Annotated in this window: 8 protein-coding genes; 1 reads left to right on the top strand and 7 read right to left on the bottom strand. The window is 71.5% G+C overall.

Annotated elements, in window-relative coordinates; genetic code table 11:
• Positions 1-13: 13 nt before the first annotated feature.
• The 4 genes from ABT001_RS25235 to ABT001_RS25250 are packed head-to-tail and all read right to left on the bottom strand — an operon-like array spanning position 14 to position 6,037.
• Entirely contained in the window at positions 14-1,879 is a 1,866-nt protein-coding gene (locus ABT001_RS25235; protein WP_351281608.1) for an IucA/IucC family protein, read from the bottom strand.
• A 60-nt stretch (positions 1,880-1,939) separates the two neighbouring features.
• On the bottom strand, positions 1,940-2,659 hold the full coding sequence (locus ABT001_RS25240; protein ID WP_351281610.1) for a GNAT family N-acetyltransferase: 720 nt from the start codon (positions 2,657-2,659) through the stop codon (positions 1,940-1,942).
• A 32-nt stretch (positions 2,660-2,691) separates the two neighbouring features.
• On the bottom strand, positions 2,692-4,614 hold the full coding sequence (locus ABT001_RS25245; RefSeq protein WP_351281612.1) for an IucA/IucC family protein: 1,923 nt from the start codon (positions 4,612-4,614) through the stop codon (positions 2,692-2,694).
• Between the two features lie 28 nt (positions 4,615-4,642).
• A complete protein-coding gene (locus ABT001_RS25250; RefSeq protein ID WP_351281615.1) occupies positions 4,643-6,037 on the bottom strand; it encodes a diaminobutyrate--2-oxoglutarate transaminase family protein in 1,395 nt (464 codons plus the stop codon).
• Positions 6,038-6,362: 325 nt separating this feature from the next.
• Between ABT001_RS25250 and ABT001_RS25255 the strand changes: the two genes are divergently transcribed.
• A complete protein-coding gene (locus ABT001_RS25255) occupies positions 6,363-7,574 on the top strand; it encodes a trypsin-like serine peptidase (protein WP_351281617.1) in 1,212 nt (403 codons plus the stop codon).
• Between the two features lie 89 nt (positions 7,575-7,663).
• On the opposite strand, the gene hflX is transcribed toward ABT001_RS25255, so the two are convergent.
• From hflX to ABT001_RS25270, 3 genes are all read right to left on the bottom strand, one after another.
• A complete protein-coding gene (gene hflX / locus ABT001_RS25260) occupies positions 7,664-9,184 on the bottom strand; it encodes a GTPase HflX (protein ID WP_351281619.1) in 1,521 nt (506 codons plus the stop codon).
• A 130-nt stretch (positions 9,185-9,314) separates the two neighbouring features.
• The gene (locus tag ABT001_RS25265; RefSeq protein WP_351281622.1) at positions 9,315-10,805 is read right to left on the bottom strand and encodes a M1 family metallopeptidase; all 1,491 of its coding nucleotides are present in this window, start codon (positions 10,803-10,805) and stop codon (positions 9,315-9,317) included.
• Between the two features lie 94 nt (positions 10,806-10,899).
• Positions 10,900-13,041, bottom strand: coding sequence for a RelA/SpoT family protein (locus tag ABT001_RS25270; protein WP_351281624.1), 2,142 nt, complete (start codon positions 13,039-13,041; stop codon positions 10,900-10,902).
• Between the last annotated feature and the right edge of the window lie 59 nt (positions 13,042-13,100).

Here is a 13,100-nt window from a genome sequence, read left to right on the forward strand (position 1 = left end):
CTCCGTCCCGGCCTCACGCGGAGGGGTGGAGCGGGTTCACGACGGCGCCGTGGACGGCGGCGTGCGGGCGCTTCGGCCGGTCCCGGTAACCGTCCAGGTGCAGACGGTTCCGGTTGAGACACAGGCGCGCGATCGTCGGAGTCAGCATGTCGAAGATCTCGAACCGCTCCTTGAGGTCGGGGAAGCGGGCGTGATGCCTCAGGATCTCGGCCCGGACGAGTGACCAGAATTCACCCTCCGGTACATCCAGCTGATCCTCGCAGAGCGGGGACAGATAGCGGAACACGCCCACGAAGAGCCCCGAGTGGATGAACTGGGTGAGGAAGGAGGGCTCCTCCGTCAGCAGGATCTCGCGGACCGCAGCGGGCATCGTGTCGTGCTCGGGCAGCGGCCGGGCACTGACGTTCACGTCGTCGACGAAGTCCTTGATCGCGAGACGTACCGGCACGTCGTTCTCGTCGAAGACGACGATGGCGTTCTCGCCGTGCGGGGAGAACACCGTGCCGTAGCGGTAGAGGAAATGCAGCAACGGCGGCAGCAGAGCGGCGAAGAGACGGGTCAGCCAGACGGCCGGGGCCAGCCCCGAGCGGGCGACGAGCTCGGCGGTGAACGAGCGTCCGTCGGGGTCCGTCAGCAGCAGCGAGGCCAGCGTACGGGCGCGTTCGCCGGGTGCGAGCCGCGGTTGGAGGGGCTCCCGCCAGATCGCTCCGAGGATCTCCTTGAACTGGTACGGCGACTCCGGGAGGTGGTCGTAGAGCGGGTGCTCCACGGCCACCGACGCGACCTCTCCCAGCAGGATGACGCCGCAGGTGTCCCGGAGGAACGGATCGCCTTCGCACAGTCCCTGGACCCACGCGGTGACGGCCGGGGCGGCGAGCGTGCGTTCGGTCGGGAGCCCCCGCCAGACGAGCGTGTTGAGGATCGACAGGGGCAACTTCACCGTGTGCCGGTCGGGCCGCCCCACGTTGGTGAAGGTACGGATCGACTGCTGCGGCAACCGGAGGTCGCCGTCGGTGTGCAGGGGCACGATGTCGCCGTCCGCGAGGGCGGGGGCGAAGAGTGGGACGATCCATTCGTCCCACTGCCACGGGTGTACGGGGAGGAACAGGTAGCCGGCCGGATCGAGGCCCCGTCCGCGCAGGATCGCGTGGAAGGATTCCCGCACGCGCGGACCCAGTTCCTGGTCGTAGAGGTTCTCCGGGGTGACGACACGGCCCACTCCCCGGTAGCCGGCTATGCGGGTGCTGACGGCGATCCAGGGCAGTGCGGTGGCCGACCGGGCTTCGGGGGTGAAGCGGGCGGCGTCCGTGGCGGAGAACCCGAGGCGGCCCTTGTTCGCCACGAGCCACGGGTGTCCGGTCTGGTGGCCTTCGAGCTCGGCGTAGGGGAGCTCGGCGAGCTGCGCCGCCCGGAGCGCGGTGTGGTCGAGATGGGCGTCGGCGGTGAGCGTGGCGGTCAGTTCACGGATGAGGTGGCCGAGCGTGGCACCGTCGAGGCCGAGGAGACGGCGGCCCCGGGCGAGGAAGCGGAGCGGGTCACGGAAGGGGGTGCCGCCGTCCCCGCCTCCTTCGTCGCCGACGCTTTCGGAGGTGGCCTCGCGGATCGTCGCGGGGTCGACGCGCCAGCTGCCGTAGACACCGCGTCGGGCGTGGAAGCTCAGCGTCGAGCCGTCGTCGAGCGGCACGGTGTAATGGCCGGTCCGCCCCGCGCCACCGTCCGCCCGGGGCACCGGCTCGATGACTTCCTCGTAGGCGAACTCACCGAGCATCTTGGCGAGGAGCCTCGCCGACGCCTGGTCCCAGACGGTCCGGTCGAGCACCGGGGCGTCGAGCGGAGTCGGGGACTCCGCCGGATAATGGCTGGCAGGACGTGTCGGCACGGGGACTCCTCCGGGTGGGACCGATGAGGTTCGAGCGGGGTGGGCGGTGCGGCGAGTCGTTCACAGGTGTGCGCGATGGGCTCGGTCGCGGACCATCAGGGCCGCGCGCTTGTCGGGGAGGTCCACTTCCGCGCAGAAGCGGTAGCCGGCGCTCAGGAAGGCGGACACGGATGGGGTGTTGCGCAGGTCCGGCTCCGCGACCACGCGCCCGCAGCGCGGACGGTGGTCCAGTACGAGGTCGGCGACGGCCCTGAGCAGTACGGTGCCGATGCCTCGCCCTCGGTTGCCCACACCGCCGATGAGGAGGTGGATCCCCATGTCGTGGGGGCGCGCCGGGTAGTGGCGCGCCAGCGGGTCCAGGTCCGCCCGGTAGATCTCCCAGTAGCTCATGGGCGTACCGTCGAGCACCCCGAGGCAGGGGACGCTCCGGCCGTCCCCCGCGAGCTGCCGGTGGAGGTGGGCCGCGGTGACCGACTCCGGTCCGGCGAGCTCCCAGAACGCGGCGACCGCGGGGTCGTTCATCCAGCGGCTGATCACCGCGAGGTCGCGTCCGGGCTGCACCGCGACGAGTCGGAACACCCCGGCGGCGGTGGTGGCCGGGCTCCACGTGCCGGGGTCGCCCACGAGGGCGGAGGCGTCAGCCCCTGCGGCGGCGGCCGCGGGGGCGTCACCGAGGAGTGCGAGGAGTTCGTCGGCGAGACGCAGCTCCAACGTGTCCTCGGTGCCGGTGACATCGTGCGGGACGGCACCGGTCCCGGTGTGGGCATCGGCTCGATGCACCGTGACGCTCCCCTCTCGTGTGGGTCAGGCGGTCATGTCCTGGAGCCGCGGAGCGGATTGGCGATGGTCACGTACACGGACTGTGTGTCCACCGGTCCGACGAGTTCGTCCAGGCCCTGCATCCGGGTGAGCAGATTGGCCTTGCAGCGGAGCTGCCCGGTCTCCAGAAGGTAGGCGGGCAGGGAGGAGCCCAGGCCGGCGGCACCTTCGAGGAAGCGGCGGAACGCGGCGAGGAGCAGGTGCTCGTCGGCGAGCCGCTGGGAGCCGAAGGCGCCGATCAGCCCGAACACGTTGTTGATGCCGAGGTAGTAGGCGAGCCGCTCGTCGGTGACGGCGTCGGAGACGAAGGTGTCGCTGACGGCGCCGATGCCCGGGAGCCGCCGTTCGAGTGCGGAGCGGTGGGACTCCCTGAAGTAATAGCCCTGGTTGTCGCGGTACTTGCCGCCGACGGGCCAGCCGTCCGGGTCGAGGAGCACGAGCGTGTTCTGCTGGTGGGCCTCCAGGGCGACGCCCGCGTGGGCGTCGAGCCACAGGACGGGGAGGACGACGCGGTCGAGATACCGCAGGAACCACTCGGCGCACACCGCCCCGGTCGTCCTGCCCGTACGGGCGGCCAGGGAGGAGACCGTGTCGGCGAGCCGCGAGTGCGTGCCCGGGCGGCCCGGCCATGGTCGGGGGGCGGTGAGGCCCGCGATGCACACCGCGTCGTCGGCCGGGCCGAACGGATTGTGGCGGAGCATCACGTCGAGGCCGGGGACCGGGGTGCCGTCCGGGTGGTCCACGGCCAGCCAGGCGGGGTCCCGGACGATGTCGAAGCCCGGGTGTGCCTCCCGCCACCGGTCCGCCAGGCCGGTGCGCAGCAGCCGGTGGACCTCGGCTCCGCGGTGGAGCTCCTTGCGGAGGTTCTCCCGGCGGGAGTTGGTGATGCGGACGCCCAGGGAGAGCTTCAGCATGAGGTCGGAGCCGGGCCGGTGCACGGTGCGGACGGAGGAGGTGGGGTGCCAGTGTTCGCCGTGCGGACCGAGGTCGTGCAGGAGGCCCTTCTCGCACATCGCGACGACCTCGGGGCGGCGCAGGACCTCCGCGGCCTGCCAGGGGTGGAGCGGGAGGGCCGCGGTCCCTTCGGGGAGGCTCAGCCCTTCGGCGTGGGGCGCGAGGAGCGCCTCCGCCGGAACCGGCCTGCCTGCCTTCGTCCATGACGACTCCGTGGCCAGCACGGCGCGGTCCACGGCCAGCCAGTGGAGCGGGAAGGAGCCCCGCAACTCGGGTGAGTAGAGCAGGGTCTCGGACTCGGAGAGACCTTCGCGGCTCTTGGGCGTGGGGTGAAGAGGGTGGCCGAGGACGAGGGACTGCTCCGACGTGAGGAAGAGGTCGGCCTCGGACGACGCGCTGGGTGTCCGGCGCCGGGCCGCGATGAAGGCCGCCGTGTGCCGCACGGAGTCGGCCACCCTGGCCACCAGGTCGACTCCGGCGTTCCGCTCGCTCTCACGGCTCAGCAGCGCGGCAACGGTGACGGCGTCGACGCCGGGGGCGCCCGCGGGCGCGTTCTCCAGGGCCGGCGTCCCGAAGCGGTGCCAGCCCGTGGCCGACCAGTGGGAGACGGGAACGGTCAGCGCGGTCCCGCTCGCGGGGAGCGGGATGTGCAGCGTGTTGCCCTGCGGACGGGGGAGGTCGTTCTCCCTGGTCCAGCAGCGCAGCAGATTCTCGGTCCCGGCCGAGTCGGCCGCCCTGAGCGGGTCCGGATGGTCCAGCGGATCCTTCTCCGCACGGCCGTGGCGGTCGGCGGGGAGGAAACCCGTGCGGGTGTCCGCCCCGGCACGCGGGGATCCGTACCGACCGGCCTTCTGGCGCGGCACGGTCGTCGACTCCACGGCGAGGGGACCCTCCGGCAGGTCCTGTCCTCGCTGGTGGCTGGTGAGAGGGCCGTCGGCCTCGGGCGCAGGGGTGGGGTTCACGGCGGTCTTCCTTGTGAGGGGTCCGGGATCAGCGGGTGGTCGGCCCGACAGCGTCCCGGCGGTACGGAGAGCGCTCGGCCGCTCTCAGCGCGTCGGCGAGGCGGTCGACGACCGCGGTCGCCTGTTCGTCGGTGAGAGTGAGGGGAGGCAGCAGTCGGACCACGGCGCTGTGACGTCCACCGAGTTCGACGATGAGGCCACGGCGCAGGCATTCCTGCTGCACCGCGGCGGCGAGGGCGGGATCGGGTGGCGGGGCGGAGCCGTTCTCGGCAGTGAGGCCGATCGGTTCGGCCTCGGGGTCGACCAGCTCGATGCCGATCATCAGGCCCCGGCCCCGGACGTCGCCGATGCTCGGATGCTCCGTGCTCAGCGCCTGGAGCCGGGCGAGCATGCGCGCGCCCAGCGTCCCCGCGCGTTCGGCGAGCCGGTTCTCCCGTACGTACGCGAGGGTCGCGGCGCCGGCCGCCATGGCGAGCTGGTTCCCCCGGAAGGTGCCCGCGTGCGCGCCGGGTTGCCAGAGGTCGAGCTCGGAGCGGTAGACGATCACCGCGAGCGGCAGCGAACCACCGATGGCTTTCGAGAGCACCATCACGTCGGGCACGATACCGCTGTGCTCGACCGCCCAGAAAGTACCGGTCCTGCCGACTCCGGTCTGCACCTCGTCCGCGATCAGGGCGATGGAACGCTCCCGGGTGATCTCCCGCATGCGGCGCATCCAGCCGTCCGGGGCGGGGTTCACCCCGCCCTCACCCTGGACGGGCTCCAGGATCATCGCGGCCGGAGCGGGCAACCCGCCCTTGGGGTCGTCCAGGAGATACTCCGTCCAGCGCGCGGCGAGGTCCGCGCCCCGCTCGCCACCGGCTCCGAAGGGGCAGCGGTAGGTGCTGGGGAAGGGCAGCCGTGTCACCCGCACGTCCGTGGCACCGCCCGAAGCGGCCAGGGCACCGGCGGTCATGCCGTGGTACGCACCGGTGAAGGCCAGGAGTTCGCTGCGCCCGCTCGCGGCCCGGGCCAGCTTGAACGCCGCCTCGACGGCGTCCGTACCGGCCGGACCGCAGAACTGGATCCTGGCGTCGTCGGCCAGCTCCCGGGGGAGGGTGGCGAACAGCTCCGTCGTGAAGGCGTCCTTGACGGGGGTGGCGAGATCGAGCACGTGCAGCGGTGCCCCCGAATCGATGACCTTCCTGATGGCCTCGAGGACGACGGGGTGGTTGTGGCCGAGTGCCAGCGTGCCCGCCCCGGACAGGCAGTCGAGATAACGCCGGCCGTCGGCACCCTCGATGGTCATGCCCCGCGCGCGTACCGGCACGATCGGCAGGGACCGCGCGTAGGTGCGGGCCGCCGACTCACGCAGTGCCTGCCGTCGCAGAATCCCCTCGTGCACGGTGGGGGGCGCCACCGGAGCTGGTTCGGTCACGGCCACGGCTGTTCGGTCCTCCTGCGGTAACAGTTGTGTTGCGCCTCGGGAGGGCCCCCGGGGCGGACCGCGCCGATGAACGCCGTCCGGGTGTCCCCCGTACGTACCAACGACGCCGAACGCGGGAGATCACGGGTAAATCGGAAGATCCTTGCGCTCGCGGAACCGAGGCCCTGCCGCAAGCCGTCCCCATCGGCACCGGCATAGTGGGGGCCGCGCTCGGGACGGAGGAGCGTGTGCCGTGGTCCGCAGGCCGTGCCGCACACCCCGAGTCCGCAGTGCAGTACCGAAGTCAGTGACGAAGTCCCAGGGGGATCACCAGATGCGACCCATGCGCCCGATCGATACCGCACACCGCGGAGGGAGCCTCCGCCGCACCCCCCGGGTGTTCGCCGCAGCCGCCCTCGCCGCTGTCCTGACGCTCACCGCCGCCGCCTGCGGACCGGAGGAGGACGGGGCGATCAGCGAGCCGAGCAGTTCCACCGGCCAGTCCTCCGACGGAAAGGTCGTGATCCCGGACGATCTCAAGGACCGGCTCAAGGAGCACGGGATCGACCTCGACAAGTGGAGGGGCGGCGAGTGGAAGAACTGGGACAAGGACAAGTGGCTGCGTGAGGCAAAGGACTACGTCAACCCCATCATCGAGGACCTCTGGGACCCGGACCGGATGCGGGAGGCCGACAAGCCCCCGGAGAACCCGGTCGACAACGACATCTCCGGCGACGAGGGCGTGACGGACCCGACCCCCGCACCGGTCGAGGCTGCGGACCTGCGGACTCCGTACCACGACAGTGCGCCGGAGTCCGGCAAGCTGCTGTTCGACGGACCCCAGGGTTCGATGGTCTGCTCGGCGACCGTGGTGCAGGACCCGGCCCACCCGGGCAAGTCCAACATGGTCTGGACGGCCGGGCACTGTGTGCACGCGGGCAAGAGCGGCGGCTGGTACCGCAACATCGCCTTCGTCCCCTCGTACAACGACAGCGGGATGTCGACGGCCGAGCTGGAGAACGCGTCCAAGGACGAGATCGCTCCGTACGGCGTGTGGTGGGGCCAGTGGGCCCAGACCTCCGAGCAGTGGATCAGCCAGGGCGCCGCGACCGGCGGCCAGGGAGCTCCGTACGACTTCGCGGTGCTGCAGGTCGCTCCCGAGAAGGGCTCGACCGGCAAGTCCCTGGAGGAGACCGTCGGTTCCGCGCTCCCGGTCGAGTTCGACGCCCCGGCCGTGCCCGAGATCGACAGCATGACGGCGACCGGCTATCCGGCGGCCCCGCCGTTCGAGGGCCAGAAGGCGCTGCAGTGCGCCGACAAGCCGGGCCGCCTCGCCGTCTTCGAACAGCAGCCGACGATGTACCGGATCGGCTGCACCATGACCGGTGGTTCCTCCGGCGGCGGCTGGGTCGCCGAGGGCCGGAACGGTGAGCCTGCCCTGGTCTCCAACACCTCCATCGGCCCGGTGACCGCCGGCTGGCTGGCCGGCCCCCGCCTGGGCCAGGAGGCCAAGGGCATCTACGAGGCCGTCAGCAAGAAGTACGCCGGCCGGTAGGACCGAGGGCTCCCCTCGTAGAGGGGAACACAAGGAAGCCGGGCTCCCCTCGTCGAGGGGAGCCCGGCTTCCTTGTGTTCCTCTGCCCGTCAGTGAGCCACCGGGACGAACATCGCGAGCTCCGCCGCGAGCTCCTCGTGGACCCGCGCCTTGAGCAGCGTGCCCTCCGGAGTGTGCTCCTCGGAGACCACCTCGCCCTCGGCGTGCACCCGGGAGACGAGTCCGCCCTGGATGTAGGGCACGAGCGCCTCGATCTCCACCGACGGCCGCGGCAGCTCGGAGTCGATGAGCGCGAGCAGCTCGTCGATACCGGCACCGGTCCGCGCCGACACCGCGATCGCGTGCTTCTCCGTGCGCAGCAGTCGCTGCAGTACGAGCGGGTCCGCGGCGTCCGCCTTGTTGATCACGACGATCTCGCGGACGTCGACCGCGCCGACCTCCCTGATCACCTGACGCACGGCGGCGAGCTGCTCCTCCGGCACCGGGTGGGAGCCGTCCACCACATGCAGGATCAGGTCGGATTCGCCGACCTCCTCCATGGTGGAACGGAAAGCCTCCACCAGGTGGTGGGGAAGGTGCCGCACGAACCCGACGGTGTCGGCCAGCGTGTAGATCCGCCCGCTCGGCGTCTCGGCCCGGCGCACGGTCGGGTCGAGGGTCGCGAACAGGGAGTTCTCCACGAGGACGCCCGCGCCGGTCAGCCGGTTCAGCAGCGAGGACTTCCCGGCGTTGGTGTATCCGGCGATCGCCACCGAAGGCACCTTGTTGCGCTTGCGTTCCTGGCGCTTGATCTCACGCCCGGTCTTCATCTCCGCGATCTCCCGGCGCATCTTCGCCATCTTCTCGCGGATCCGTCGACGGTCCGTCTCGATCTTGGTCTCACCCGGGCCACGGGTGGCCATGCCGCCACCGCCGCTGGAACCGCCGCCACCCATCTGCCGGGACAGCGACTGACCCCAGCCACGCAGGCGCGGGAGCATGTACTGCATCTGTGCCAGCGACACCTGCGCCTTGCCCTCACGGGACTTGGCGTGCTGCGCGAAGATGTCGAGGATCAGGGCGGTCCTGTCGACCACCTTGACCTTGACGACGTCCTCCAGGTGGATCAGCTGGCCGGGGCTGAGCTCACCGTCGCAGACGACGGTGTCGGCCCCCGATTCGAGAACGATGTCGCGCAGTTCCAGCGCCTTGCCGGAGCCGATGTAGGTGGCCGGGTCCGGCTTGTCGCGCCGCTGGAACACCGCATCGAGCACCTGTGCGCCCGCCGTCTCGGCGAGAGCCGCGAGCTCCGCGAGGGAGATCTCCGCGTCGTGGACGGTCCCCGAGGTCCAGACACCGACGAGCACCACACGCTCCAGGCGCAGCTGCCGGTACTCGACCTCGGTGACGTCCTCGAGCTCGGTGGAGAGACCTGCCACGCGGCGCAGCGCCGCACGCTCGGAGCGGTCGAGCTGGTCGCCGTCCCGCTCTCCGTCGATCTCGTGGCTCCAGGCGACGTCCTCTTCCATCAGGGCGTCGGCCCGAAGGCTCTCGTTGAGGCTCTCGGAGGTGGCTTCCGTGGCGCTCTGCGCGTCCTGCGCGTCCTGGGGAAGGGAAGAAGAGGAGGTCATTGGATCCTTACGTCGATAGAAGTCCGTTACATCAGTCACAACGCGTGACCCCGCCGGAAGATTCCCCGGGGGATCCACCGGCCGGCCGCCGTGCCGACGCGTCGATAGTGGCATGTGCCCGTCCGGCTCGTCACTCGGGTTTCGGTGCCCGCGCCGGGCCCTGCGCGGGCACGGCGTTGCGAGGCGTCTCGCTGGTCCAGTCCGGGTGCCCCGGCATGGGGGGCGTCTTCTTCCCGTACAGCCACCCGTCGAAGAACTCCGTCAGGTCCCGTCCCGCGATCCTCGCCGCCAGGTCCGTGAACTGCCGGGTGGTCGCCGATCCGTCCCGGTGGGCACGCACCCAGGTCCGCTCCAGACGGTCGAACGCGGCTTCGCCGATCTCCTCGCGCAGCGCGTACAGGATGAGCGCGCTGCCGTCGTACACCACGGGCCTGAACAAGCTGATCTTGTGGTCGGGGCTCGGGACGTCCGGGCGGGCGGGCGGACCGCCGGCGGCGCGCCACGTGTCGGAGCGGGCGTAGGCCTCACGCATCCGCCGCTCCATCGGCTTCTGCGCGTGTTCCTCGGCGTACCGTGCCTCGTACCAGGTGGCGTGCCCCTCGTTGAGCCACAGGTCGGACCAGGACCGAGGGGAGACGCTGTTGCCGAACCACTGGTGGGCGAGCTCGTGGACCATGATCGAGTCGACGTACCACTCGGGATGTCCGGTCCCGGTGAACAGCGAGCGTTCGAAGAGCGAGAGCGTCTGTGTCTCCAGCTCGAAGCCCGTCTCGGTGTCCGCGACCAGCAGCCCGTACGTCTCGAAGGGGTACGGGCCGACCTGCTTCTCCATCCAGGCCAGCTGCGCCGGGGTCTTCGCGAGCCAGGGTTCCAGCTTCTCGCGGTCGGCTGCGGGCACCACGTCGCGTACCGGCAGTCCGCCCGGTCCGGTGCGGCGCGGGACGGCTGAGCGGCCGATGGACACCTGGGCCAGTTCCGTCGCCATCGGGTGCGCGGTGCGGTAGGTCCAGGTGGTCGCGCCCGCGTGCTCCCGCTTGCCTGCGGGGAGGCCGCCGGCCACGACCGTGAGGTCCTTCGGCGCGGTCACCCGGAAGGTGAAGTACGCCTTGTCCGCGGGGTGGTCGTTACTCGGGAAGACCCGGTGGGCGGCGTCCGCCTGGTTGGCCATCGCGAGACCGTCGGCGGTCGGGACCCAGCCCCCGTTGGCCCGGTCGCCCGAGGGATCGCTCGTGTGCCGGACGGTGACCCGTACGGGCACACCGGCGGGGAGCCGGGCGGGAGCATCCACGATCAGGTCCTCGCCCGCCGTGGCGAACTCCGCGAGCAGCCCGTCGACTTCGACGGACCGGACGGCACCCCGGGTGAAGTCGAGATTGATCCGCTCCAGGGGCGCGGTGGTCCGCGCGTCGATCGTGGTGACGGCTTCCAGGGGCTCGGTGTTGCTGCCCTTGTAGGTGAGCGAGATGTCGTAGGAGAGGACGTCGTAGCCCGGGTTGCCGAGGTGCGGGAACAGACGGTCGCCGATGCCGAGCGGTTCGGGCGCGGGCAGGGTGGCGGCGACGAGGGTGACCGACGCGGTGGCCAGCAGTGCGGCACGCAGTCGGCGTGAGGTGAGCGGCATGGACTACCGCTACCAGCGCGCACCGCCCGCACGGGGGTGGCGCGCGCCGCACCACCCGAACGGGGTCGCCGGGGAGCGGCAAGGGGCGGCGGCGTCAGCCGGTGGCGGCGGGCTGCTGGGCGCGGCTCACGTCGTACACCCCGGGTACGTCGCGCATGGCGCGCATGAGGCCGGGCAGCCCCGCCGCGTCCGGCAGCTGCAGCGTGTAGGTGTGCCGGACTCGCTGTTCGCTGGGCGGCTCGACGGTCGCCGAGACGATGGCCGCGTCGGCCGTCGCGATGGCCTCCGTGAGATCGGCGAGGAGCCGGGGACGCCCGAAGGACTCGGCGACGAGGGTGACCCGGTAGTCGGCGGTACCGCTCCAGTCGTCGGAGTCGTTCCAGCGGGCCTCGACGGCCGCCCGTCCGATCTCCCGCATCCGGGCCACCGCCGGGCACTCCTCGCGGTGCACGGTGACGGCCCCGCCGCGCACCGTGAACCCGACGATGGCGTCGGGCGGAACGGGGGTGCAGCAGCCCGCGAGACGGACCGGCGCACCCGGCGGTTCGACGGCCACGCTCGGATCCCGGCCGGCCCTGCCCCGGCCGTACGGTGTGCCGTCGGCGGGCTGGGGCTGCGGCCTCGGCGCGTCGGGCCTGCTTCGGTGCGGTACCTGGGCGGCGTCCGGATGGGCGTCGAGCCACGTCGTGATCGCGATCCGCGCGCCGGGAGTGCGCGCGTGGTCGAGCCACTCCGGGGAGGGGCCGGACGAGGTGTCCTGGGCGAGCAGCAGCTGCACGGTGTCGCCGTCGTTCAGTACGGTGCTGAGCGTGGCCAGCCGACCGTTGACGCGGGCTCCGATGCACCCGTGCGCCTCGTCGCCGTACTGCGCGTAGGCGGCGTCGACGCAGCTGGCTCCCGCGGGCAGTCCCAGCGTCCCGCCGTCGGTGCGGAAGACCGTGACCTCCCGGTCCTGGGCGAGGTCGGCGCGCAGCGTGGCCCAGAAGGTGTCGGAGTCGGTCGCTGCTTCCTGCCAGTCCAGGAGGCGGGAGAGCCAGCCGGGCCTGGTCGGGTCGGCGCGCTCGCCGTCGGCGGGTTCGGCCTGGTGCGCGGTGGTGCCGTCCTGGGTGTACGGGTTGCCGAGTGCGACGACGCCCGCCTCGGCGACCTTGTGCATCCGGTGCGTGCGGATGAGGACTTCGGCCACCGCGCCCTCGGGCCCGACGACCGCGGTGTGCAACGACTGGTAGAGGTTGAACTTGGGCGCCGCGATGAAGTCCTTGAACTCGGAGATCACCGGGGTGAAGCAGGTGTGCAGTTCGCCCAGGACCGCGTAACAGTCGGCGTCCTCCCCCACCAGCACCAGCAGCCGTCCGAAGTCGGTGCCCCTCATCTCCCCGCGTTTGGCCCTCACCCGGTGCACCGAGACGACGTGGCGCGGCCTGATGCGCACCGCGGCGCTGATGCCGGCCTCCCGCAGCGTCGAGGTGACGGCGTCCGCGATCCCCGTGAGCGGGTCCTGCGCACCGCTCCAGGCGGACAGCAGGGTCTGGGTGCGCGCGTACTCCTCCGGGTGCAGGATGGCGAAGACGAGGTCCTCCAGCTCCGTCTTGAGTGCCTGGACACCGAGGCGTTCGGCGAGCGGGATGAGCACGTCCCGGGTGACCTTGGCGATCCTGGCCTGCTTCTCGGGGCGCATGACCCCGAGGGTCCGCATGTTGTGCAGCCGGTCGGCCAGCTTGATCGACATGACACGGACGTCGTTCCCGGTGGCGACGAGCATCTTGCGGAAGGTCTCGGGCTCGGCGGCGGCCCCGTAGTCGACCTTCTCGAGCTTGGTGACGCCGTCGACCAGGTAGCAGACCTCGTCGCCGAACTCCTCGCGCACCTGATCGAGGGTCACCTCGGTGTCCTCGACCGTGTCGTGGAGGAGCGAGGCCGTCAACGTCGTGGTCTCCGCGCCGAGTTCGGCGAGGATCAGGGTCACGGCAAGCGGGTGGGTGATGTACGGCTCACCGCTCTTGCGCATCTGGCCGCGGTGGGAGGACTCGGCCAGGACGTAGGCCTCGCGCAGAATGGTGAGGTCGGCGTCCGGGTAGTGCGCCCGATGGGCCTCCGCGACATGCCCGATGGCGTCGGGCAGCCGGTCGCGGGAGACCGGCCCGAGCAGGGCCACACGGCCCAGCCTGCGCAGATCCATCCGTGAACGACCGCGCTTGCGAAGCGGAGCACCTGGATCGGTGGCCTCTGCGCTCATGGGGCACGCACCTCCGGCAACGTCGACCGGCGGTGGGGAGGTGCGGGTACACCTCCGGG

This window comes from Streptomyces sp. NPDC002793 (assembly GCF_040295485.1).
GTDB lineage: Bacteria > Actinomycetota > Actinomycetes > Streptomycetales > Streptomycetaceae > Streptomyces.

Excerpts from the sequence above, each read along its gene's own strand:
- ABT001_RS25255 (WP_351281617.1), top strand. The coding sequence starts at position 6,363 with ATGCGCCCGATCGATACCGCACACCGCGGAGGGAGCCTCCGCCGCACC.
- hflX (WP_351281619.1), bottom strand. The coding sequence starts at position 9,184 with ATGACCTCCTCTTCTTCCCTTCCCCAGGACGCGCAGGACGCGCAGAGC.
- ABT001_RS25265 (WP_351281622.1), bottom strand. The coding sequence starts at position 10,805 with ATGCCGCTCACCTCACGCCGACTGCGTGCCGCACTGCTGGCCACCGCG.
- ABT001_RS25270 (WP_351281624.1), bottom strand. The coding sequence starts at position 13,041 with ATGAGCGCAGAGGCCACCGATCCAGGTGCTCCGCTTCGCAAGCGCGGT.